This is a genomic window from Nocardioides sp. LMS-CY (assembly GCF_018732145.1).
Lineage (GTDB): Bacteria > Actinomycetota > Actinomycetes > Propionibacteriales > Nocardioidaceae > Nocardioides > Nocardioides soli.
Genome location: NZ_CP076104.1, coordinates 1,499,786 through 1,520,293 on the forward strand (window position 1 = coordinate 1,499,786; position 20,508 = coordinate 1,520,293).

Here is a 20,508-nt window from a genome sequence, read left to right on the forward strand (position 1 = left end):
GGAAATACGGACAGGTGATGTCTGGAGAAGGGTCTTTCGACTCCCGTTGCCGCGGGTCGGTCCGGCCGGATCAGCCGAAGACGTCGACGTGCACGTGGTCGCGATGCTCCAGGATCGCCCGATCGCCGGACCGGGCGGGCGGGTCGTAGGCGCGCCAGCCGTCGCCGGACCGGCTGCCGGCGGACCAGATCCGGCCGTCGAAGATCACCGTCTTGATCTGCAGCCGCTCGGCCTGGGCGACCAGGTAGTGCGCGATCGCCCACCCGCGGATCCGGTTCTGCGCGCTGATCGGCCGCACGAAGACGTCGACCGCACGGCCGTCGTAGTGGGCGGATCCCTCCATGTGCCCGGTCGAGACGCCGCCGGGGGCGAAGCCGCCGACCGGCGGGTCGGCGAACACGGCCGCGACCTCGCGGCGGACGAGGTCGGCGCGCCGGGTCAGCCCGGAGGGCCGCAGCTTCGCCGATCCCGCCGTCGGCTCGTCGCCGATCCGGCAGCTGAACGCGTGCGGGGAGTTACCGGTCAGCGCCGACGCGAGCACCCGGGCGTCGGCCTCGTGGTCGGCGTACGCCTCCGGGAACGCCGAGCGCTGCACGAGCTGGGCGGCCTCGGTCACCCGCATCGACTCGTAGCCGTCGACCTTCACCAGCCCGTCGTAGAAGGCGTTGGCGGAGTAGTAGGGGTCGAGGATCTGGGTGGGACTGCCCCAGCCCTGCGACGGACGCTGCTGGAAGAGGCCGAGCGAGTCGCGGTCCCCGGACTCCAGGTTGTAGAGCTTGGACTCCTGGTACGCCGTCGCCAGGGCGATCGTGGCGGCGCGGGCGGGCATCCCGCGGTCGATCGAGACTGCGGTGATCAGGGCGGCGTTCTCGGCCTGCTCCGGGTCGATCGTGACCGTGCGGCCGCCGACGGTGGCCGTGCACTGATCGGGCTGGAACAGCGGCGTCACCTGCTGCACGACGGCATAGCCGACCGCCGCGGCGACGCCGACAGCGGCGAGGCCGAGCAGGGCCAAGCCCGTGCGCATTCTCATGGAGCCAGTGTGCGGTCGCGGGCCAAGGATCCCGGCCGGGACACGGGCCCGGACGCCGCGGTGCCGGGCGTCCGGGCGATCCGGGGAGTCAGTTGGCGTGCAGCGCGGCGTTGAGCGCGATCCCGCCGCTCTTCCACGGCACCGCCTCGACGGCGCCCGTCACGGAGTTGCGGCGGAAGAGGACGTTGTCGGCGCCCGAGAGCTCGAGGGCCTTGACCACCCGCGGCTTGCCGTCCATGTCCTTGATCGTGACCTTGGTGCCGGCCGTGACGTAGCAGCCCGCCTCGACCACGCAGTCGTCGCCGAGCGAGATGCCGAGGCCCGCGTTGGCGCCGAGCAGGCACCGCTGGCCGATCGAGATGACCTGCGTCCCGCCCCCCGACAGCGTGCCCATGATCGACGCGCCGCCGCCGACGTCGGAGCCGTCGCCGACGACGACACCGGCCGAGATCCGGCCCTCCACCATCGAGGCGCCGAGGGTGCCGGCGTTGTAGTTGACGAAGCCCTCGTGCATCACCGTGGTGCCCTCGGCGAGGTGGGCACCGAGGCGGACCCGGTCGGCGTCGGCGATCCGCACCCCGGACGGCAGCACGTAGTCGACCATGCGCGGGAACTTGTCCACCCCGTGCACGGTCAGGTGTCGGCCGTTGGCCCGGAGTCGGGCCCGGGTGAGCTCGAAGCCCTCGACCGGGCACGGCCCGGCGCTGGTCCAGACCACGTTGGTGAGCAGGCCGAAGATGCCGTCGAGGTTGACCGAGTGGGGCGTGACCAGCCGCGCGGAGAGCAGGTGCAGCCGGAGCCAGACGTCCTCGGTGCTGGTCGGCCCGGACTGGAGGTCGGCCACCTCGACGAGCAGCACGTCGCGGGTGACGCCGCGGTCGGTGTCGGTGCCCTGGAGCGCGCTCAGCTCCGCGGGCGGCACCGCGTCGGCCGGCTTCGCGCCCAGCACGGGCGCGGGGAACCAGACGTCGAGAACGGTCCCGGCGGCGTCGATGGTGGCGAGGCCGAAGCCCCACGCGGTCGAGGGAGCGGTCGAGGCGGTGGGCGAGGCAGTCGTCGGAGTCGCGGTCACGGGAGCCAACCCTAGGGTCGCCGCTGGACGCCCGGTTCCCCGGGCCGAGGCGCGAGCCAGAATGAGTTAGGTTAGCCTAACCTTCCATGAACCGACGTCTCGCGCACCTCGCCTCGCTGCTGATCCTTCCGTTCGCGCTCGTCGCCTGCGGCTCCGACGCCGAGCAGGGGGGAGCGGGCGGGGCCGCCGGCGGCCCCGCCGGTACGCCGCGCGAGCCGGTCGTGGTCGAGCACGTCTACGGCTCGACCGCGGTGGACGGCGTACCGGAGCGGATCGTGACGATCGACGTGCAGTGGACCGACACCATGCTCGCGATGGGGGTCGAGCCGGTCGGCTACAGCCTCGACAGCTACATGCCCGACTCCACGGCGCCCTGGCAGGAGCTCCCCGAGGGCGCCGAGGCGTTCGAGGTGACCGACGGCGTGCCGATCGAGACGATCGCCGCGCTGGAGCCGGACCTGATCGTCGGCTCGTTCTCCATCGCCGACAAGCGCACCTTCGAGCTGCTCTCGGCGATCGCGCCGACGATCCCGAACCTCGACGAGGCGCAGGTCCAGCCGTGGCAGGACCTGGTGACGCTGGCGGGGGAGGTCCTGCACCGCCCGGACGACGCCGTCTCGGTGATCAGCGGCGTCGACGGCGAGGTCGCCCGGACGGCCGCGGACCTGCCGGGGCTCGCCGGCCGGACGTTCGCCCTGGCGCAGTACGTCGTCGGCGACTCGCTCTACATCGTCGCGGACGAGAACGACGGCTCCAGCGTGCTCTTCCAGCAGCTCGGCATGACCATGGAGCCGGGTGTCCGCGCGCAGGGCGAGAAGACCGGGGACGCCCGGATCCAGGTGAGCACCGAGCGGTCCGACCTGTTGCGAGCCGACCTGCTCGCGTTCCTGGTCAACGGCGGCGACGAGAGCGACCTCGCCGACATCGCGGGCTTCGACCGGCTCCCGGGCACCGTCGCCGTGCTCGACTACCCGACGATCGTGGGCCTCAACACGCCGACGCCGCTCTCGATCTCCCACTCGCTCGACCGGCTGCGCCCCTACCTGGAGAAGGCGGCCGCGTCCTGAGTCACTGGCCGGTGCGCCCGTCGATGCACTCGCGGAGCAGGTCCGCGTGCCCGCAGTGCCGGGCGTACTCCTCGACCAGGTGCACCGCGATGTCGCGCACCTCGGTGAGCTCGCCGTGCACCGGCACCTCGCGGCCCAGTCCTCCTCCGCGGCCAGCCAGGCGTCCGCGTCGGCCACCTCGCGGCGCCACGACTCCCACGCCTCGGTGACGACGGCGTCGTCCGCCACGGCCTCGTCGAAGTCGACGTCGGGCCGGTCGTCGGACCAGTAGAGCCGCGGCAGGCCCATGTTCTCCTGCAGCACCCGCCGGTTCCAGCTGTGCTCCACCTTCGCGAGGTGCCGGATCAGCCCGAGCAGCGACAGCGTCGACGGGGGTACGGCGCGCCGGGCGAGCTGCTCGGCGTCCAGTCCCTCGCACTTCATCTCGAACGTGATGCGGTAGTTGCGCAGGTAGGTGAGCACGGTGTCCCGCTCGCCATGGGTCGATCGGTAGTCGCGACGGTCGATGCGCTGGTGGTCGGTCATGATCCCCACTCGATCACCCCCGCCGTCATCCGGCAATCCGATTGGCGGGGCGCCGAGCCCACGCCGTACGCTTGCCGGACAGGCGTCCGAGCCGTCATCAGCGGCGAGCCTCCGGAAGAACGGCCAGACTCCTCATCCGCGGATGAGGGGTTCGACCCACTAGAACCGGACGGGTAGGCCCGTCACAGCCGTGAACGAAGCGGCCGTCACCCCGCAGCACGCGGGGAGGCGGCAAGCGAGGTGGTACCGCGGTCGTCAGATCGTCCTCGTGGCACAGCCCCGAGTTGACCGACACCGCAGGAGAAGCCGCCTATGACCTACCCGAAGGTCTCATCGGACGAGTGGAGCGCCGTCCCGTCGAGCCCGAGGTTCCCCGAGATCGAGGAGCGGATCCTTGCCTACTGGGAGGCCGACGGCACCTTCCAGGCGAGCGTCGACCAGCGCGACGCGGGCGAGAACGGCGGCAACGAGTTCGTCTTCTACGACGGGCCGCCGTTCGCCAACGGGCTTCCGCACTACGGCCACCTCCTCACCGGCTACGTCAAGGACCTGATCCCGCGCTACCAGACGATGCGCGGCAAGCGGGTCGAGCGGCGGTTCGGCTGGGACACCCACGGCCTGCCCGCCGAGCTCGAGGCGATGCGCCTCAACGGCATCAAGACCACCGACGAGATCCTCGAGCTGGGCATCGAGAAGTTCAACGAGGCCTGCCGGGCCTCGGTGATGAAGTACACCGGGGAGTGGCGCGAGTACGTCACCCGCCAGGCGCGCTGGGTCGACTTCGACAACGACTACCGCACCATGAACGCCGACTACATGGAGTCGGTGATCTGGGCCTTCAAGCAGCTCCACGACAAGGGCTGGGTCTACGAGGGCTTCCGCGTGCTGCCCTACTGCTGGAACGACGAGACGCCGCTGTCCAACCACGAGCTGCGGATGGACGACGACGTCTACCAGATGCGGCAGGACCCCGCGGTCACGGTCGGGTACGACGTCACCACGGAGGGCCCGTTCCAGGGCGTGAAGCTGCTCGTCTGGACGACCACTCCGTGGACGCTGCCGAGCAACCTCGCGGTGATGGTCGGCGACGACATCGACTACGTCGTCATCGATGTCGAGGGCACCCGCTACCTCCTCGCCGAGGCGCGCCTCGCGTCGTACGCCCGCGAGCTGGGCGACGAGCCGACCGTCACCTGGCGTGGCCGGGGCTCGGAGCTGGTCGGGCTGACCTACGACCCGCCGTTCTCCTACTACCGCGGCCATGAGCGTGCCTTCCGGGTGGTACCGGCCGAGTTCGTGACGACCACCGACGGTACGGGTCTCGTGCACACCGCCGGCGCCTTCGGTGAGGACGACAAGGTCGTCACCGACCGCGAGGGCATCGAGGCGGTGATGCCGGTCGGCAAGGACGGCCGCTTCACGTTCCCTGTCGTCGACTACGAGGGCCTGCAGGTCTTCGACGCCAACCTCCAGATCATCGACCACCTCAAGAACGGTGGCGGCTCGGTCACCGAGGGCACGGTGCTGCTGCGTCGCGAGACCTACGACCACAGCTACCCGCACTGCTGGCGCTGCCGCGAACCCCTGATCTACAAGGGCGTCTCGTCGTGGTTCGTCGAGGTGACCGCGTTCAAGCAGCGGATGCTCGAGCTCAACCAGCAGATCAACTGGGTGCCCGAGCACATCAGGGACGGCCAGTTCGGCAAGTGGCTCGAGAACGCCCGCGACTGGTCGATCACCCGCAACCGCTTCTGGGGCTCCCCGGTGCCGGTGTGGAAGAGCGACGACCCGGCGTACCCCCGCCTCGACGTCTACGGCTCCTTCGAGGAGATCGAGCGCGACTTCGGCCGGCTGCCGCGCGACCGCGACGGTCAGCCCGACCTGCACCGCCCGTACGTCGACGACCTGGTGCGCCCGAACCCCGACGACCCCACGGGGCAGTCGATGATGCGCCGCGTCCCCGACGTCCTGGACGTGTGGTTCGACTCCGGGTCGATGTCGTTCGCCCAGGTGCACGTGCCGTTCGAGAACGAGGAGTGGTTCACCCACCACTTCCCGGCCGACTTCATCGTCGAGTACATCGGCCAGACCCGCGGCTGGTTCTACACGCTGCACATCCTGGCCAGCGGGATCTTCGACAAGCCGGCGTTCGAGAACTGCATCAGCCACGGCATCGTGCTCGGCTCCGACGGCAACAAGATGTCGAAGTCGCTGCGCAACTACCCCGACGTGCGCGAGGTCTTCGACCGCGACGGCGCCGACGCGATGCGCTGGTTCCTGATGTCGTCGCCGATCCTGCGCGGCGGCAACCTGATCGTCACCGAGCAGGGCATCCGCGACTCGGTGCGCCAGGTGCTGATCCCGCTCTGGAACAGCTGGTACTTCTTCCAGCTCTACGCCAACGCCTCCTCCTACGAGGCGAAGCGATCCACGGAGTCGACCGATCCGTTGGACCGTTACCTGCTCGCGAAGTGCCGCGACTTCACGGCCGAGATGACCGCGGCGCTCGACGCGTACGCCGTGGCGGACGCCTGTGACGCCACCCGGTCGTTCCTCGACGTGCTGACGAACTGGTACATCCGGCGCTCCCGCGACCGCTTCTGGGGCGACAACCCGGCGGCGTTCGACACCCTCTACACGGTGCTCGAGACCGTCTGCCGGGCGACCGCTCCGCTGCTGCCGCTGACGACCGAGGAGGTCTGGCGCGGCCTGACCGGTGGCCGCTCGGTGCACCTGGCCGACTGGCCGCTGGCCGACGAGCTGCCGGCCGGTCCCGAGGACAGGGCGCTGGTCGCCGCGATGGACACGGTCCGCGAGGTCTGCTCGGCGGCCTCCGCGCTCCGCAAGGCCCGCAACCTGCGCAACCGCCTGCCACTCGGCTCGCTGACCGTGGTCGTCACCGACCCGGCCGCACTGGAGGGCTTCGAGGCGATCGTCCGCGACGAGGTCAACGTCAAGGCCGTGCGGCTGCTCGCCGTGGAGTCCGACGAGGCGGCGTCGTACGGCGTCGAGCAGAAGCTCACCGTCAACGCCCGCGCGGCCGGCCCGAGGCTCGGCAAGGACGTGCAGGCGGCGATCAAGGGCTCGAAGTCCGGCGACTGGTCGGTCGCCGACGACGGCACCGTCACCGCCGGCGGGCTGGTGCTCCAGGAGGGCGAGTACACCCTGGAGACCGTCGCCGGTGCCACCGACGAGGGCTCGGCGACGGGCGTGCTGCGCAGCGGCGGGTTCGTCGTGCTCGACACCGAGGTCACCCCGGAGCTCGCCGAGGAGGGCCTGGCCCGCGACCTGGTGCGCGCCATCCAGCAGGCCCGTCGCGACGCGGGCCTGGAGGTCTCCGACCGGATCGCGCTCACCATCGGCGGCGGCGCGGCCGTGCAGGCCGCCGCCCGCGCCCACGAGCAGCTGATCGCCGCGGAGACCCTCGCGACGTCGTACGCCGTGGTCGCCGCGGCCGACGGCGCCGAGGTCACCGTCGGCGACGGCGAGAAGGCCACCGTCGGGGTGGTCAAGCAGTAGCCGTGCGCACCTCGACCACCGCGAAGGCTTCACGGTGGTCGAGGTGTGCGCACGGTGGTTGAGGTGTGAAGGCGCGCCAGCGCCTGAGCCTCGAAACCACCTCAGCGCAAGCGCCTGCGCTTCCACGGTGTCGAGGGTGCGCACGGCGGTTGAGGTGCGAAGGCGCGCCAGCGCCTGAGACGCTTCGAAACCACCTCAGCGCAGCGTCAGCGTCAGGGTGCCCTCGACCTTGTCCCAGTCGGACGTGGTGTTCTGCTCGGCCACCCAGCCGACGACGCGGTAGGTGATCGCCTGGGCGGTCACCGAGACCTCGGTGAGCTCGATGTCGCTGACGTCGAGCCCGATGCCCTGCGTGGTCTTGGTGAACGAGTCGCACGGGTACTCGCCCTGGCCGGTCTGGGTCGTGGTGTCGGTCCAGCCGGCGCGCATGAACAGGCCGATCCGCAGGCCGCTCAGGTCGGTGCGCGTGAAGCGACCGTTGATGTCGTCGTTGAAGCGGTCGCCGGCGTACTTCAGCGTCCCGCCGCCGGTCTCCTTGCGCTCCCGGTCCTGGACGCAGCTGTCCGACTCCTCGTGGGCGGTCAGCGAGCCAGCGCGCTCGTAGGTGCTGCCGGTGCTGGCGAACGTCGGGTCGCCCGGGGCACCGTCGATGGCGATCGAGATCGAGGCGGACGCCGTGCGCCGCCAGGTCTCGACCCGGCCGGTGGTCGGGTCGGACCGCTGCCCCTCATCGAGGAAGGTGAGCTGGCCGGTCAGGTCCGCGTGCAGGTCGGCGTCGACGTCCACCTGGGTCTTCGAGACCCGGCAGTTGTTGCCCTCCTTGGTCTCCTTGACCTTCCTGGTCGCGTCGGCGCAGGCGATCACCCAGTACTTCCCGCTGGCCTCCCAGGGCACGTTCACCTTGCCACTCACGGTCTTCTTCTTGCGGGGCTTGACCTTCTTCACGGCGACGGTGCCGCCGGTGATGTCGTCGGCGCTCCGGGTGCGGTCCCGGGAGAGGTAGAAGCGCAGCGAGCTCGGCTTCGCGGCCCCTCGGCCCTTGTTGGCCACGGTGGCGCCGAGGTTGAACGAGCTGCCGTGCTTCACCGTCGTCGGGGGCTTGCCCACCGAGGCGACGACCAGGTCCGCACGCTTGCCGGCCGCAGCCGCGCCCGGGCCGGTTCCGACCGTCATCAGTGACGCGCCGAGCACCGTGGCCGCGGCCAGCGCCGCCGTACGTCGAGCCTGCATCATCTCGTCCTCTCCTGCCGTTGAGCCTGGGCGGGCCGACGATGCCGCACCGGCCGACCCGGGCGGCAGGGCTCGTCGTCCCGGTGTGCCGGGACGACGAGCCCGGGCCCGGGCCCACGCTCAGCGCGACAGGCTGCGGTAGGCCCGCGCGGCCAGCGGGAGGAAGACCGCCGTGAGCACCGCCGGCCACGCGAGGGCGAGCAGGACGGCGTGCTCGGCGAGCACGCCGTCGGTGACCCCGGTCGGGTTGCCGAAGAGCTCGCGGGCGGCGGCCGCGGTCGCCGAGACCGGGTTCCACTGGGCCAGCGCGCCCAGCCAGCCCGGCATCGTCTCCGGCGCGACGAACAGGTTCGACAGGAAGCCGAGCGGCCAGACCAGCACCTGGACGGCGGCCAGCGCCCCTTCGCCCCGCAGCGCGAGGCCCAGGTAGATCCCGATCCACAGCACGGCGAAGCGCAGCCAGAGCAGCAGCGCCACCGCGAGCGCGGTGTCGGCGACTCCGGCGTCCAGGTGCCAGCCGACCAGCAGGCCGCCGACCATCAGCACGAGGAGCTGGAGGGCGGAGTTGAGCAGGTCGGCGGCCGAGCGGCCCAGCGGGACGGCGACGCTGTGGATGGGCATCGACCGGAACCGGTCGGTGATGCCGCGCTTCGTGTCCTGGGTCACCGCCGACATCGTGGTCTCGACGCCGAAGAGCATCGACAGCGCGAACATCCCGGGCAGCAGGTAGTCGAGGTAGTCACCACCGCCCGGCACGTCGATCGCCCCGCCGAAGAGGAAGCCGAAGACCAGCAGCAGCATCAGCGAGAAGAGGATGCCGAAGACCGGCGTCCACGGCTCGCGCTGCCAGTGCCGGAGGTCGCGCTGGGTGATCACCCAGCCCTGGTGCAGAGCGTTCATCGGGCGGCTCCTTCCGTGAGGTGCAGGAAGACCTCGTCGAGGGTGGGTCGGCGCAGCAGCACGTCGTCGACGGCCAGGCCGGCGGCGTCGAGGGCGCGTACGGCGGCCAGCAGCGCGGCCGTGCCGCCCTGCGCGCCCGCCTCGACGGTGACCTGGCGGGTCTCGCGGTCCGCCGGCGCGTCGAGCACCCGCGCGACCACGTCGAGGTCGTCGCCCGCGACTGTGACGATGACACGGTCGCCGCCGAGCCGGTCCTTGAGCTCGGCCGAGGTGCCCTCCGCGATCACCCGCCCGGAACCCATCACGGTGATCCGGTCGGCGAGCTGGTCGGCCTCGTCGAGGTACTGCGTCGTGAGCAGCACCGTGGTGCCCTGCGCGACCACCTGCCGCACCGTCGCCCAGACCTCGCTGCGCCCCCGCGGGTCGAGCCCGGTGGTGGGCTCGTCGAGGAAGAGCAGGCTGGGCCGGCGGATCAGGCTGGCCGCGATGTCGAGGCGCCGCCGCATGCCTCCCGAGTACGTCGAGACCGGGCGGCCGCCCGCCTCGGCCAGCCCGTACGCCGCGAGCAGTTCGTCGGCCCGGCCCCGGGCCGCCCGGGCCGGCAGGCCGTGCAGTCGGCCGAGGAGTACGAGGTTCTCGCGGCCGTGGAGCACGTCGTCGAGCGCGGGGGACTGGCCGACCAGGCCGATCGCGCGGCGTACCGCCGCCCCGTCGCGCCGCACGTCGTGCCCGGCGACCCGCACCTCGCCCTCGTCGTACCGGGTCAGGGTCGCGAACGTCCGCACGGCGGTGCTCTTGCCGGCGCCGTTGGGCCCGAGCAGCGCGTGCACGGTGCCCGGGGCGATCTCGAGGTCGAGGCCGTCGAGCGCCCGGGTGTCGCCGTAGCGCTTCCGGACGCCGCGGGCGACCAGGGGTGACTCCATGCTTCTCCTTCAATTTTCGTACGTTGTACGGGTCAGAACGGGCGGAGCCTAACATTTGTTCCGTACGACGTACGAGAAAGTAGGATCCATTCGTGTCCGCCGACCCCGACCCGACGCTGCGCCTGCTCTGGCGCCACGTGTTGCCCTCCGACGGCACGGCGCCGAAGCGGGGCCGCCGCCCGAAGGTCTCGGTCGACGACGTCGTGGACGCGGCGATCGAGCTCGCCGACCGCGACGGCCTCGACGCGCTGTCCATGCGCGGGCTCGCCGAGCGGGTCGGTGTCGGCGCGATGTCGCTCTACACCTACGTCGCGGGCCGCGACGACCTCGTCGTGCTGATGGTCGACCAGGTGGTCGGGCGCGCCGACCTGCCACCGATGACCGGCGACCTGCGGGCCCGGTTGACCCTGGTCGCCGAGGTGCAGCTCGCCGACCACCGGGCGCATCCGTGGCTGCTCGACGTCGGGGGAGTCCGCGCCTGGCTCGGCCCGAACGTCGCGGACCGCTACGAGTGGCAGCTCTCGGCAGTGGAGGGCGTCGGCCTCGACGATCTCGAGATGGACCAGACCATCACGCTGGTGACGGGGTTCGCCGCCAACGTCGCGCGCGCCGAGCACGCCGTACGCCGCACCGAGCGCGAGTCCGGGATGACCGACGCCGAGTGGTGGGAGGCCAACTACGAGGCGCTCGTCGAGGTGATGTCACACCGCGAGTACCCGATCGCCGGCCGGGTCGGCTCCGCCGCCGGTGAGGCCTACCAGGCCGGGCGCGACCCCCGGCGCGAGCTGGAGTTCGGCCTGGCGCGGATCCTCGACGGCCTGGAGGCGCACCTCGGCCGCTGACGACGGTGGTTGGGGAGGACGCGCTCGCGCCTGCCTTCGAGACGGTTGCTGCGCAACCTTCTCAGGAACCATCTCGAAACCCCGCCGGCCGATACGGTCAGTCGGCCAGTCCCAGTCGGCCCGCCAGTCGGTCGAGCGAGGCGAGCACCTCGTCCTCGGACCGGTCCGGGACGCCCCAGATCAGCTCGGTGGCTCCCTGGTCGGCCCAGGCCGCCAGGTCCGCGGGGTCCGGCTTGAACGCGATCAGGATCCGGATCTCGGGGCGGCCCTCGCGGCCGGCGTCGGCCCACGCCTTCGTGAGCGCGTCGATCTGGCCGGAGATGTCCTGCTGGGTCGGGGTGGTCATCCAGCCGTCGGCATGCGCGGCGATCCAGGCGAAGGTCTTCGGCCCGCCGCCGGCGCCGATGATCAGCGGGACGTGCGCGACCGGCTTCGGGTAGGCCCACGACGGACCGAACGACACGAACTCCCCGTCGTAGGACGCCTCCTCCTGCGTCCACAGCGCGCGCATCGCCTCGACGTACTCGCGCAGCACGGTCCGCCGCCGGCCGGCCGGGACGTGGTGGTCGGCGAGCTCGTCGGTGTTCCAGCCGAAGCCGGCGCCGATCTCGACGCGGCCGCCGGAAAGGTGGTCGAGGGTCGCGATCTGCTTGGCCAGGGTGATCGGGTCGGACTCGACCGGCAGCGCCACCGCGGTCGACAGCCGGATCCGCGACGTGGCCTGGGCGACCGTCGCGAGCGTGATCCACGGGTCGAGTGTGCGCAGGTAGCGGTCGTCGGGCAGCGTCTCGTCGCCGGTGCCGGGGTGCGCGGCCTCGCGCCGCACCGGGATGTGGGTGTGCTCGGGGACGTAGAAGGTGTCGAAGCCCCGCTCCTCCGCGGCTGCGGCCAGGGTGGCCGGGCGGATGCCGCGGTCGGAAGTGAAGAGTACGAGTCCGTTGCGCATGCGCCGATACTAGAACGTGTTGCAGTTTCGTGGACAGGTGTCGCAGCCGGTGAAACTCCCCCGACGGCGCCGCCGTGCCCGCGTCACGCACCCGGCTGGTTGGATAGGAGCCGTGAGCACGCACCAGCTGGACCTGACCGCCGACGCCGTGTCACTCACCCGGCAGCTGGTCGACATCGAGTCGGTCAGCCTCCAGGAGCAGGAGATCGCCGACGCGGTCGAGCACGCGCTGCGCGGCCTCGGCCACCTCGAGGTCGCCCGGCACGGCAACAACGTCGTCGCCCGCACCCACCTCGGCCGCGCGGAGCGCGTCGTGATCGCGGGCCACCTCGACACCGTGCCGGTCAACGACAACCTGCCGTCCCGGCTGGCCGACGGCGTCCTGCACGGCCTCGGCAGCTGCGACATGAAGGGCGGCGACGCGGTCCTGCTGCGGATCGCCGCCACGCTCGCCGAGCCCAACCGCGACCTGACGTTCATCCTCTACGAGGCCGAGGAGATCGCCGCCGAGCACAACGGCCTGCGCCGCTTGGCCGAGAGCCATCCCGAGCTGCTCGCGGCCGACTTCGCGATCCTGATGGAGCCGTCCAACGCCAGCATCGAGGCGGGCTGCCAGGGCACGATGCGCGTCGAGGTGCGCACCACCGGCGAGCGTGCCCACACCGCCCGCGCCTGGCGCGGGGTGAACGCGATCCACAAGGCGGGCCCGGTGCTCCGCCGGCTCGAGGACTACGTGCCGCGCCGCCCGGTCATCGACGGCCTGGAGTACCACGAGGGCCTCAACGCCGTCGCCATCCGGGGCGGCATCGCCGGCAACGTGCTCCCCGACGAGTGCGTGGTCGAGGTCAACTTCCGCTTCGCCCCGGACCGCTCCGAGGCCGCGGCTGCGGACTTCCTGCGCGAGTTCTTCGAGGGGTACGACGTGACCGTCACCGACTCGGCGCCCGGCGCGCTGCCCGGCCTGGACCTGCCGGCCGCGAAGGCCTTCGCCGACCTGGTCGGCGGCGAGGTCAACCCGAAGTTCGGCTGGACCGACGTCGCACGGTTCTCCGCCCTCGGGATCCCGGCCGTGAACTTCGGCCCGGGGGATCCGATGCTGGCCCACAAGCAGGAGGAGCACGTGCCGGTGGAGCACATCGAGCGTTGCGAGCAGGTCCTCACGAAGTGGCTGACCGCATGAAGGCGAAGTACAAGGGCCCGATCATCCAACGCCGCGACCAGGTCGACCCGGGCACCACCGACCAGCGGCTGCTCGACTCCCGCGGGCCGGGCGACTGGGTGCACACCGACCCGTGGCGGGTGCTGCGCATGCAGGCCGAGCTCGTCGAGGGCTTCGGGGCGCTCGCGGAGCTCGGCCCCGCGGTCTCGGTCTTCGGATCGGCCCGGCTGCCCGCCGAGAGCCCGTGGCGGGCCGCGGCCGAGAAGGCCGGCCGGCGGCTCGTCGAGGAGGGCTTCGCGGTGATCACCGGCGGCGGGCCCGGTGCGATGGAGTCCGCCAACAAGGGCGCCAGCGAGGCGGGCGGGGTCAGCGTCGGCCTCGGCATCGAGCTGCCGTGGGAGTCCGGCCTCAACGAGTGGGTCGACGTCGGCGTCAACTTCCGCTACTTCTTCGCGCGCAAGACGATCTTCGTGAAGTACTCCCAGGGCTTCATCGTCCTCCCCGGCGGCGTCGGCACCCTCGACGAGCTCTTCGAGGCGCTCACGCTGGTGCAGACCGGCAAGATCACCGACTTCCCGATCGTGCTCGTCGGCTCGTCGTACTGGGAGGGGCTGCTCGACTGGATGCGCGACACCCAGCTCGCGCACCGCACGATCAGTGAGATCGACCTCGAGCGTCTGGTGCTCACCGACGACGTCGAGGAGGCCGTGGCCCGGATGGTCGCCGCCCGGGAGGCGCATCGCGGATGATGTGGTTCTTCGCGATCCTGGTCGTGCTCGCGCTCGGCGGTGTCGCGCTGCTCGCCGCCGGCCGCGGCACGCCGATGGTGGAGGTGTACGACGACCGGCCCGACGCCCGCGTGCCCGCCAGCGGGCCGCTCACGGCCGACGACCTGCGCCGGGTGCGCTTCTCGCTGGCGTTCCGCGGCTACCGGATGTCGGAGGTCGACGCGCTGCTCGACCGGCTCGCCCGGGAGCGCGAGTCGCCGGCCGACGAGCCGGCCGACGAGGCCGCGCACGACCCCGTGCGTGGCGACGACCACACGGCGTAGGGCACACTGCCCTCCGTGTCGACCGAGGTGACCGTCTACGTCCTCACCGCGCTGGCCGCGGTCGTCGTGGTGCTGACCCGACTCCGGCTCGGTCGGGGTGGTGCCGGGCGGGCGAGCGTGGGCTCGAGGCTGGTCGCCGTGCACACGATCGCGGGCGGTGTCGCCCTGGTCACCTGGGTGGCGTTCCTGGTCGCCCCCGAGGACAACCCGCTCGGCACGTCGACCTTCGGCATCGTCTCGCTCGCCTGCTGGTGGGTCACGGTGATCGCCGGGCTGCTGATCCTGCCGCGCTGGCTGCCCTCGCGTGGCAGGCACGCCTCCGAGGGCAGCGCGGACTCGTGGTCGGACGGTCCGGGCCTCTCGATCCTCGCCCACGTCGGCATGCTCGTCGGCGTGTGCGTCTTCACCTGGGCCTACCTGACGTCGGCCGTGTGAGACCCGGCCGGTGTGACAGGGTGCGGGGCATGCGTCTCGGGACCCTGACCGCCGCGGCCGCACTCGTCGCCGCGACCATGCTGATGCCGGCCGCCGGGCCGGCCATCGCGCCGGCGTACGCCGCCCCGGCCGGCGACCACCCCGGCAACCAGCACGGCGAGCACCACGGTGCCGTTGTCGAGAAGCGAGTGATCGGCCACTCCGTGCGCGGCCGACCGATCCGGGCCTGGCGGCTGGGGGAGCCGGGGAAGCGCCGGGTGCTGCTGATCTCGACGATGCACGGCGACGAGGGCCGGACCCGGCAGATCCTCGAGAGCCTGCGCGACGGGCGCCCGATCCGCGGGGTCGACCTGTGGGTGGTCCCGGTCTACAACCCCGACGGCCTGGCGCGCGGCACCCGCAAGAACGCCCACGGCGTGGACCTCAACCGCAACTTCCCCTACGCCTGGGCCGACCTCGACGGCTCCTACGAGTCCGGGCCGCGCCCGGCCTCGGAGCCCGAGACCCGCGCGATGATGCGGTTCCTGAAGAAGATCGAGCCGTCGCGCATCCTCAGCTTCCACCAGCCTCTCCACGGCGTCGACACGGCGACGAAGAGCCCGGCCTTCTCCCGCAAGGTCGCGAGCCACCTGCGCCTGCCGCGCCGGTCGCTCACCTGCGGCGGCGTGTGCCACGGCACGATGACCGGCTGGTTCAACCACCGCTCCGACGGGGCGGCGCTCACGGTCGAGTACGGCAGCCACCCGCCCCGCAAGCGGATGGCCGAGGCCGCGCCCCGGCAGGTGCTGCACCTCTTCGACGCCCACCGCGTCAAGCGGCCGCGACGGTAGCGTCGTGCCCGAGCGCGTCGCGGTGGTTGAGGTGTGGAGGCGCCCTGGCGCGTGGGCCACGAAACCACCGCCCGTACCGGGGGAGTGGTGGCGTCCTCCCGGCGACGCGCACCCCGTTGGCGCCTCTGGGAGGACGCCGACCTGTGGTCGGGGGCGGGATGCGTTCGTGGTGGTTTCGAGACGGTTGCTAGCGCAACCTCCTCAACCACCGTCCTCGGGGCCACGGTGGTCGAGGAAGGCGCGCGAGCGCCTGTCTCGAAACCACCTTCCACAGACCTCCGATCCGGGTGTGGACGAGCACGCCGGGTCGTGACCTGTTCGTGGCCCAGGCCCCTGTGGAGCAAGGGGATTCCAGCCCCATCGCGGTTCGGCGCCCTCCCGCTACGAGGCTGATTCGGGCCGACCGTCGGCTAGCGACCAGGCCGGTCACCGCCCCTCGAAGACCGGCTTCTGCTTCGCCACGAACGCCGCGACGGCGGCGCGGTGGTCGGCGGTCGCTCCGGTCTTGGTCATCATCGCGCTCTCGAGCTCCAGGGACTCCTGGAGCGAGTGGCCGGCGGCGTAGGCCACCGACTGGCGGATCGCGCCGAGGGCGACCGTGGGGCCGGATGCGAGCCGAGCCGCCAGGGCGCCGACCTCGGTCGCCAGCTCGGCGGCGGGTACCACCGTGGTCGCGAGGCCGAGCTCGAGGGCGTCCGCGGCGCTGACCGTGGTCGGGAAGTACAGGAGCTCGATCGCCTTGGCCCGGCCCACCAGCCGCTGCAGGTGGTAGCTGGCGCCGGTGTCGCAGGAGAGCGCGACGTTGGCGAAGGCGAGGTTGAAGCCGGCGGTGTCCGCGACGATGCGCAGGTCGCACGCGAACGCCAGGCTCGCCCCGGCGCCGGCCGCGACCCCGTTGACCGCCGCGATCACCGGCTTGGCCATCTCGGCCAGTGCGGTCACCGTCGGGTTGTAGTGCTTGTCGACGGTGGTGAAGAGCGCGTCGCTGCCGCCGTTGTCGAGCAGCTCGATGTGCTCCTTGAGGTCCTGGCCGCTGCAGAACGCCTTGCCGGTGCCGGTCAGCACGACGCACCGGACCGCGGGGTCCTCCGCCACCCGCTGCACCGTCTCGAGCAGCAGCTCCTTGGTCGCGATGTTGAGGCTGTTGTAGGCCTCGGGACGGTTCAGGGTGATGGTGCCGACGCCGTCGGTGACGTCGAGCAGGACGGAGGAGTCGCTCATGTCGCGCAGTCTTGCAGACCGGTCGGAGAGAGCGGCTGGGCCGTGGTGGGCCGTGGTGGGCGGGTCAGGCGTCGAGGCAGCGTGCGACGAACCGGTCGGTGCCCGGCTTGAGCCGGTGCGCCTCCGTCGCGAACAGGTCGGCCGCCGCGCGGCCCGGCCAGTCGTCGGGCAGCAGCGCGTCGGGGAGGCCAGGGTCGGCGAAGAGGAACTTCCGCCACTCGTGGACGAGGTGGAAACGGGCGGCGAAGGCCGCCTCGTCCGCGTCGTCGTGGGCGGCGAGCTGCGCGCCGACCAGGCGGTCGGCGGAGGCCAGCCAGCCCTCGTAGGCCGAGCGCAGCGCGTCGAGATCCCACGCCCCGGTCGGCTCGGTGTCGAAGTGATCGGCCCGGGCCGACCGCGCTCTCGCGCCCGCGCGCTCGAGCACGGTGGTGAGCTCGCCGCGGGGGAACGGGCTCACCCAGACGTTGTCGGCGAGCTCGGCGTACCCCAGGAAGGTCAGGTCGGCCCGCAGTCGGGTGCGGGCCGCGCGGGCGGCGGGCGGGGTCACGAACGCGAGGTGCCAGTGGCCGTCCCAGGACGGTACGTGGCGGCGGTAGACGCGGTCGCCGGCCTCGTCGAGGCGCCGGTTGGCGCGCTCGGTGGTGCGGTAGCCGCGGCCGCCGCGGAGCTGGACCGGCTCGAGCCAGCCCTGGGTGACCATCCGGGAGATCGCGGTGCGGACCGCCGGCGCCGCGATGCCGACCGGGTCGAGCATCCGGACGACGGCCGCCACCGGCGCCTGGCTGCCCCGGCTGCGCAGGTGGTCGCCGTAGACGTCGAAGAGCGCCGAGCGAGCCTGCATGCACCGAGTCTGCCAGCCGGCGGGGACAGCGGCTCGCGTCCACCGGGTTCCCGCCCTGTGCTCCATGTCACCGCCGGATAGGGGATAATGGTCCACGCGTACGGCGCCGTGGGCTCGCTCGGAGGCTCGCGGTGCCCTGACAGGTGAAGGAAGGTGCGCGGATGGCGGCGATGAAGCCGCGGACAGGCGACGGTCCGCTGGAGGTCACCAAGGAGGGACGCGGCATCGTGATGCGCGTCCCGCTCGAAGGCGGTGGCCGCCTAGTAGTCGAGCTCAACGCCGAAGAGGCCGGCGCCCTGGGGGATGCCCTCAAGGATGTCGTCGGCTGACGTGCCGTCGAGCCAGGGCCCGACGCTTCCGAGTCAAGTCTCGCCGCCCGAGTTCGCCCTGAGTGCGGCGCCGCCGCACGGCGTGGCGAGGGTCGACGTGATCGCGCTGCCGGTCCTGCCGGGGGAGGGCGACGGCGGGCCCGTGCTCGGGCCCGGGTCCGCGGACGTCGCGGACCTGCTCGGGATCGACCTGCTGCGCGTGCTCGAGGCTGCGGCGGCCACCGGCAAGGCGGGGGAGGTCACCGCGGTCCCGGCGCCGCTCGGCACCGCCGCCAGCCCCGAATTGGCGTCCGTGCTGCTCGTCGGGGTGGGCGAGCAGCGGCTGCAGGACTTCCGGCGCGCCGGTGCCGCGCTCGCACGGGCGACCCGCGACCGCGCGGCCGTCGCGACCTCGATCCCGGCCGTCGCGCCGGACGCGCTGACCCCGTTCGTGGTCGGCGCGATGCTCGGCTCGTTCCTCTTCCACTGGCGCTCGACGGCGCCCGAGCACGTCCCACCCGCCCGGATCGTGCTCGCCGACCTCCCCGACGACCTCGCCCCCACGCTCGACCGGGCGGTCGCGATCGGGGGCGCGGCGTGGCTCTCGCGGCTGCTCGCGACCGTGCCCGCCAACCTGAAGAACCCGCCGTGGCTGGCCGCCCAGGCCGAGGCGATCGCGGCGTCGCACGACCTCGACTGCACGGTCTGGGACGAGCAGCGGCTGGCGGCCGAGGGGTTCGGCGGCGTGCTCGGCGTCGGCCAGGCCTCGCCCACGCCGCCGCGGCTGATCCGGATCGACTACACGCCGCGCAAGGCCAACCGGCGTACGCCCACCGTGGTCCTGGTCGGCAAGGGCATCACCTTCGACACCGGCGGCCTGTCGATCAAGCCGGGTGAGTCGATGGCCACGATGAAGCGCGACATGACCGGCGGGGCGGTCGTCATCGCCACGCTCTCCGCGCTGCGCGCCGTCGGCTGCCCGGTCCGGGTGGTCGGGCTGGTCGCCGCGGCGGAGAACAGCGTCGGCGGCAACTCGTTGCGTCCGGGCGACGTGGTGCGGCACCACGGCGGCCGCACCAGCGAGGTGACCAACACCGACGCCGAGGGCCGGCTGGTGCTCGCCGACGCGATGGCGTACGCCGTGCGCTCGATCGCGCCGGCCGCCGTGGTCGACGTCGCGACGCTGACCGGTGCGATGAAGGTCGCGCTCGGTCAGCAGGTCGGCGGGCTGTTCGCCAACGACGACGCGCTCGCGTCGCTGCTTGTCGACGCGGCACAGGTCGCGGGTGAGCCGCTGTGGCGCTTCCCGCTGTCGGAGTCCTACGAGTCCAAGCTCAGCTCGAAGGTGGCCGACGCCGACAACGCTCCCGGTGGTCCGGGTGCGATCACCGCGGCCCTCTTCCTCCAGCACTTCGTCGGCGAGGTTCCGTGGGCGCACCTCGACATCGCCTCGGTGGGCGACGCCGCAGACGACGCGTACGAGTGGACGCCCGGCCCCACCGGCTTCGGCGCCCGCGCGCTGCTGGAGTGGCTCGGCTCGCCCGACCCGCTCGCCGGCGTGGGCTGACCGGCTCGCGCCCGGACCCGGTTCGTCCGGACCGATCGCCCCGTGAAGGGTCGCATGGCTCGGCCCGCATCGCCGACGCCGTCGGTCGCCTCGGGGCCGCACGGGAGTCGCGCCGGGTCCGCGTCAGGGGTCACACCAGCACCCCTGATCCCACCCGGCAGCCGGAAGCCGCACGACACGCCGCGCCGCCTCGGCGTGTCATGCGGGTTTCGGCTGCCAGCAGCCGAAACCCGCGCGACCGCCGCCCGCCCACGCCCGTGACGCCGCGCGGGGTGGAGCCCGGTTCAGTCGGCGTCCGGCGTCCAGACCTTCTTCGCGACCAGCAGCCCGTCGCCCACCGGCAGCAGCAGTGACACGAGGTCGTCGTGCTCGGCCACGGTGCGCCCGAGCTCGCGGATGGCGACGGTCTCCTCGTCGCGCTGCGCCGGGTCGGCGACCCGGTCGTGCCACAGCGCGTTGTCGAAGGCGACGACGCCGCCGGGGCGCAGCAGCCGCAGCGCCTCGGCGAGGTACGCGGAGTACTCGCGCTTGTCGCCGTCGCAGAAGACCAGGTCGTAGTGGCCGTCGGTGAGCCGCGGCAGCACGTCGAGTGCGGCGCCGGAGATCGTGCGCACCCGCTGGCTCGCGACGCCGGCCTCGGTGAACGACTGCCGGGCCAGGCGCTGGTGCTCGGTCTCGATGTCGACGGTCGTGAGCACGCCGTCGCCGCGCATCCCCCGCAGCAGCCACAGCCCCGAGACGCCGGTGCCGGTGCCGATCTCGACGACCGCCCGCGCCTCGAGCACCGACGCGAGGAAGCGCAGCGCGGACCCCCCGCCGGAGCCGATCGGCACCACGCCGACCTCGGCCGCCCGGCCGCGGGCGGCGGCGAGCACCTCGTCCTCGGTGACGAACTCCTCCGCGTAGCTCCAACTCGCTTGCTTCACGGGCTCAACGTATCGCGCCCGCGCCGAGGTGGGCGGGAACACCGGCCGCGGCTCGCTCGTTGTCCTGACCGAGGCGGCCCGGTGGGACACCGCCTCACAGGATTCTCTCAGCA

General features: G+C 72.4%; 19 protein-coding genes and 1 pseudogene. 10 read left to right on the plus strand and 10 right to left on the minus strand.

Annotated elements, in window-relative coordinates; translation table 11 throughout:
- Positions 1–70: 70 nt before the first annotated feature.
- Positions 71–1,033: a VldE C-terminal domain-containing protein gene (locus KM427_RS07135; protein ID WP_215526769.1), complete on the minus strand. Its 963-nt coding sequence runs from the start codon at positions 1,031–1,033 to the stop codon at positions 71–73.
- Positions 1,034–1,121: 88 nt separating this feature from the next.
- Positions 1,122–2,105, minus strand: a complete 984-nt coding sequence (gene dapD, locus KM427_RS07140) for a 2,3,4,5-tetrahydropyridine-2,6-dicarboxylate N-succinyltransferase (protein WP_215526770.1) — start codon at positions 2,103–2,105, stop codon at positions 1,122–1,124.
- An 86-nt stretch (positions 2,106–2,191) separates the two neighbouring features.
- Between dapD and KM427_RS07145 the strand changes: the two genes are divergently transcribed.
- Positions 2,192–3,172 (plus strand): ABC transporter substrate-binding protein, encoded by a 981-nt coding sequence (locus KM427_RS07145; RefSeq protein ID WP_215526771.1) that lies wholly within the window; start codon positions 2,192–2,194, stop codon positions 3,170–3,172.
- Between the two features lies 1 nt (position 3,173).
- Here the strand turns inward: KM427_RS07145 and KM427_RS07150 are convergent.
- Positions 3,174–3,697 (minus strand): annotated as a pseudogene (locus KM427_RS07150) (DinB family protein).
- 312 nt (positions 3,698–4,009) lie between these two features.
- Between KM427_RS07150 and ileS the strand changes: the two are divergent.
- Positions 4,010–7,216: an isoleucine--tRNA ligase gene (gene ileS / locus KM427_RS07155; RefSeq protein ID WP_215526772.1), complete on the plus strand. Its 3,207-nt coding sequence runs from the start codon at positions 4,010–4,012 to the stop codon at positions 7,214–7,216.
- Positions 7,217–7,411: 195 nt separating this feature from the next.
- Here ileS and KM427_RS07160 read toward each other — a convergent pair whose 3' ends face one another.
- From KM427_RS07160 to KM427_RS07170, 3 genes are all read right to left on the minus strand, one after another.
- A complete protein-coding gene (locus tag KM427_RS07160; protein ID WP_215526773.1) occupies positions 7,412–8,449 on the minus strand; it encodes a CARDB domain-containing protein in 1,038 nt (345 codons plus the stop codon).
- A 117-nt stretch (positions 8,450–8,566) separates the two neighbouring features.
- A complete protein-coding gene (locus KM427_RS07165) occupies positions 8,567–9,346 on the minus strand; it encodes an ABC transporter permease (RefSeq protein WP_215526774.1) in 780 nt (259 codons plus the stop codon).
- A complete protein-coding gene (locus tag KM427_RS07170; protein WP_215526775.1) occupies positions 9,343–10,269 on the minus strand; it encodes an ABC transporter ATP-binding protein in 927 nt (308 codons plus the stop codon). The genes KM427_RS07165 and KM427_RS07170 overlap by 4 nt, the downstream gene beginning before the upstream one ends.
- A gap of 92 nt (positions 10,270–10,361) precedes the next feature.
- On the opposite strand from KM427_RS07170, the gene KM427_RS07175 reads away from it, so the two are divergent.
- Positions 10,362–11,111, plus strand: a complete 750-nt coding sequence (locus KM427_RS07175; protein ID WP_215526776.1) for a TetR/AcrR family transcriptional regulator — start codon at positions 10,362–10,364, stop codon at positions 11,109–11,111.
- Positions 11,112–11,208: 97 nt separating this feature from the next.
- On the opposite strand, the gene KM427_RS07180 is transcribed toward KM427_RS07175, so the two are convergent.
- Positions 11,209–12,057, minus strand: a complete 849-nt coding sequence (locus KM427_RS07180; protein ID WP_215526777.1) for an LLM class F420-dependent oxidoreductase — start codon at positions 12,055–12,057, stop codon at positions 11,209–11,211.
- 112 nt (positions 12,058–12,169) lie between these two features.
- Here KM427_RS07180 and dapE point away from each other — a divergent pair, with 112 nt between their 5' ends.
- From dapE to KM427_RS07205, 5 genes are read left to right on the plus strand one after another with little or no spacing between them, the layout of a single operon-like run.
- Positions 12,170–13,237 (plus strand): succinyl-diaminopimelate desuccinylase, encoded by a 1,068-nt coding sequence (gene dapE, locus KM427_RS07185; RefSeq protein ID WP_215526778.1) that lies wholly within the window; start codon positions 12,170–12,172, stop codon positions 13,235–13,237.
- Complete coding sequence (locus KM427_RS07190) at positions 13,234–13,965, plus strand: LOG family protein (protein ID WP_183591217.1); 732 nt, start codon at positions 13,234–13,236, stop codon at positions 13,963–13,965. The genes dapE and KM427_RS07190 overlap by 4 nt, the downstream gene beginning before the upstream one ends.
- Positions 13,962–14,267, plus strand: coding sequence for a DivIVA domain-containing protein (locus KM427_RS07195; protein ID WP_252275124.1), 306 nt, complete (start codon positions 13,962–13,964; stop codon positions 14,265–14,267). Before KM427_RS07190 ends, KM427_RS07195 begins: the two co-directional genes overlap by 4 nt.
- 15 nt (positions 14,268–14,282) lie before the next feature.
- Positions 14,283–14,702 carry a hypothetical protein gene (locus tag KM427_RS07200; RefSeq protein WP_215526779.1) on the plus strand — a complete coding sequence of 140 codons (420 nt, stop codon included), beginning with the start codon at positions 14,283–14,285 and terminating at the stop codon, positions 14,700–14,702.
- Positions 14,703–14,731: 29 nt separating this feature from the next.
- On the plus strand, positions 14,732–15,532 hold the full coding sequence (locus KM427_RS07205) for a M14 family zinc carboxypeptidase (RefSeq protein WP_215526780.1): 801 nt from the start codon (positions 14,732–14,734) through the stop codon (positions 15,530–15,532).
- A 426-nt stretch (positions 15,533–15,958) separates the two neighbouring features.
- Here the strand turns inward: KM427_RS07205 and KM427_RS07210 are convergent, their stop codons facing one another.
- The gene (locus tag KM427_RS07210; protein WP_215526781.1) at positions 15,959–16,753 is read right to left on the minus strand and encodes an enoyl-CoA hydratase/isomerase family protein; all 795 of its coding nucleotides are present in this window, start codon (positions 16,751–16,753) and stop codon (positions 15,959–15,961) included.
- A gap of 64 nt (positions 16,754–16,817) precedes the next feature.
- The gene (locus tag KM427_RS07215) at positions 16,818–17,594 is read right to left on the minus strand and encodes a PaaX family transcriptional regulator (protein WP_183591213.1); all 777 of its coding nucleotides are present in this window, start codon (positions 17,592–17,594) and stop codon (positions 16,818–16,820) included.
- Positions 17,595–17,755: 161 nt separating this feature from the next.
- On the opposite strand from KM427_RS07215, the gene KM427_RS07220 reads away from it, so the two are divergent.
- A complete protein-coding gene (locus tag KM427_RS07220) occupies positions 17,756–17,923 on the plus strand; it encodes a DUF3117 domain-containing protein (protein WP_082574674.1) in 168 nt (55 codons plus the stop codon).
- A 1-nt stretch (position 17,924) separates the two neighbouring features.
- Positions 17,925–19,469 carry a leucyl aminopeptidase family protein gene (locus tag KM427_RS07225; protein ID WP_252275127.1) on the plus strand — a complete coding sequence of 515 codons (1,545 nt, stop codon included), beginning with the start codon at positions 17,925–17,927 and terminating at the stop codon, positions 19,467–19,469.
- 284 nt (positions 19,470–19,753) lie between these two features.
- Here KM427_RS07225 and KM427_RS07230 read toward each other — a convergent pair whose 3' ends face one another.
- Positions 19,754–20,395 carry an O-methyltransferase gene (locus KM427_RS07230; protein ID WP_183591211.1) on the minus strand — a complete coding sequence of 214 codons (642 nt, stop codon included), beginning with the start codon at positions 20,393–20,395 and terminating at the stop codon, positions 19,754–19,756.
- Positions 20,396–20,508 lie beyond the last annotated feature (113 nt).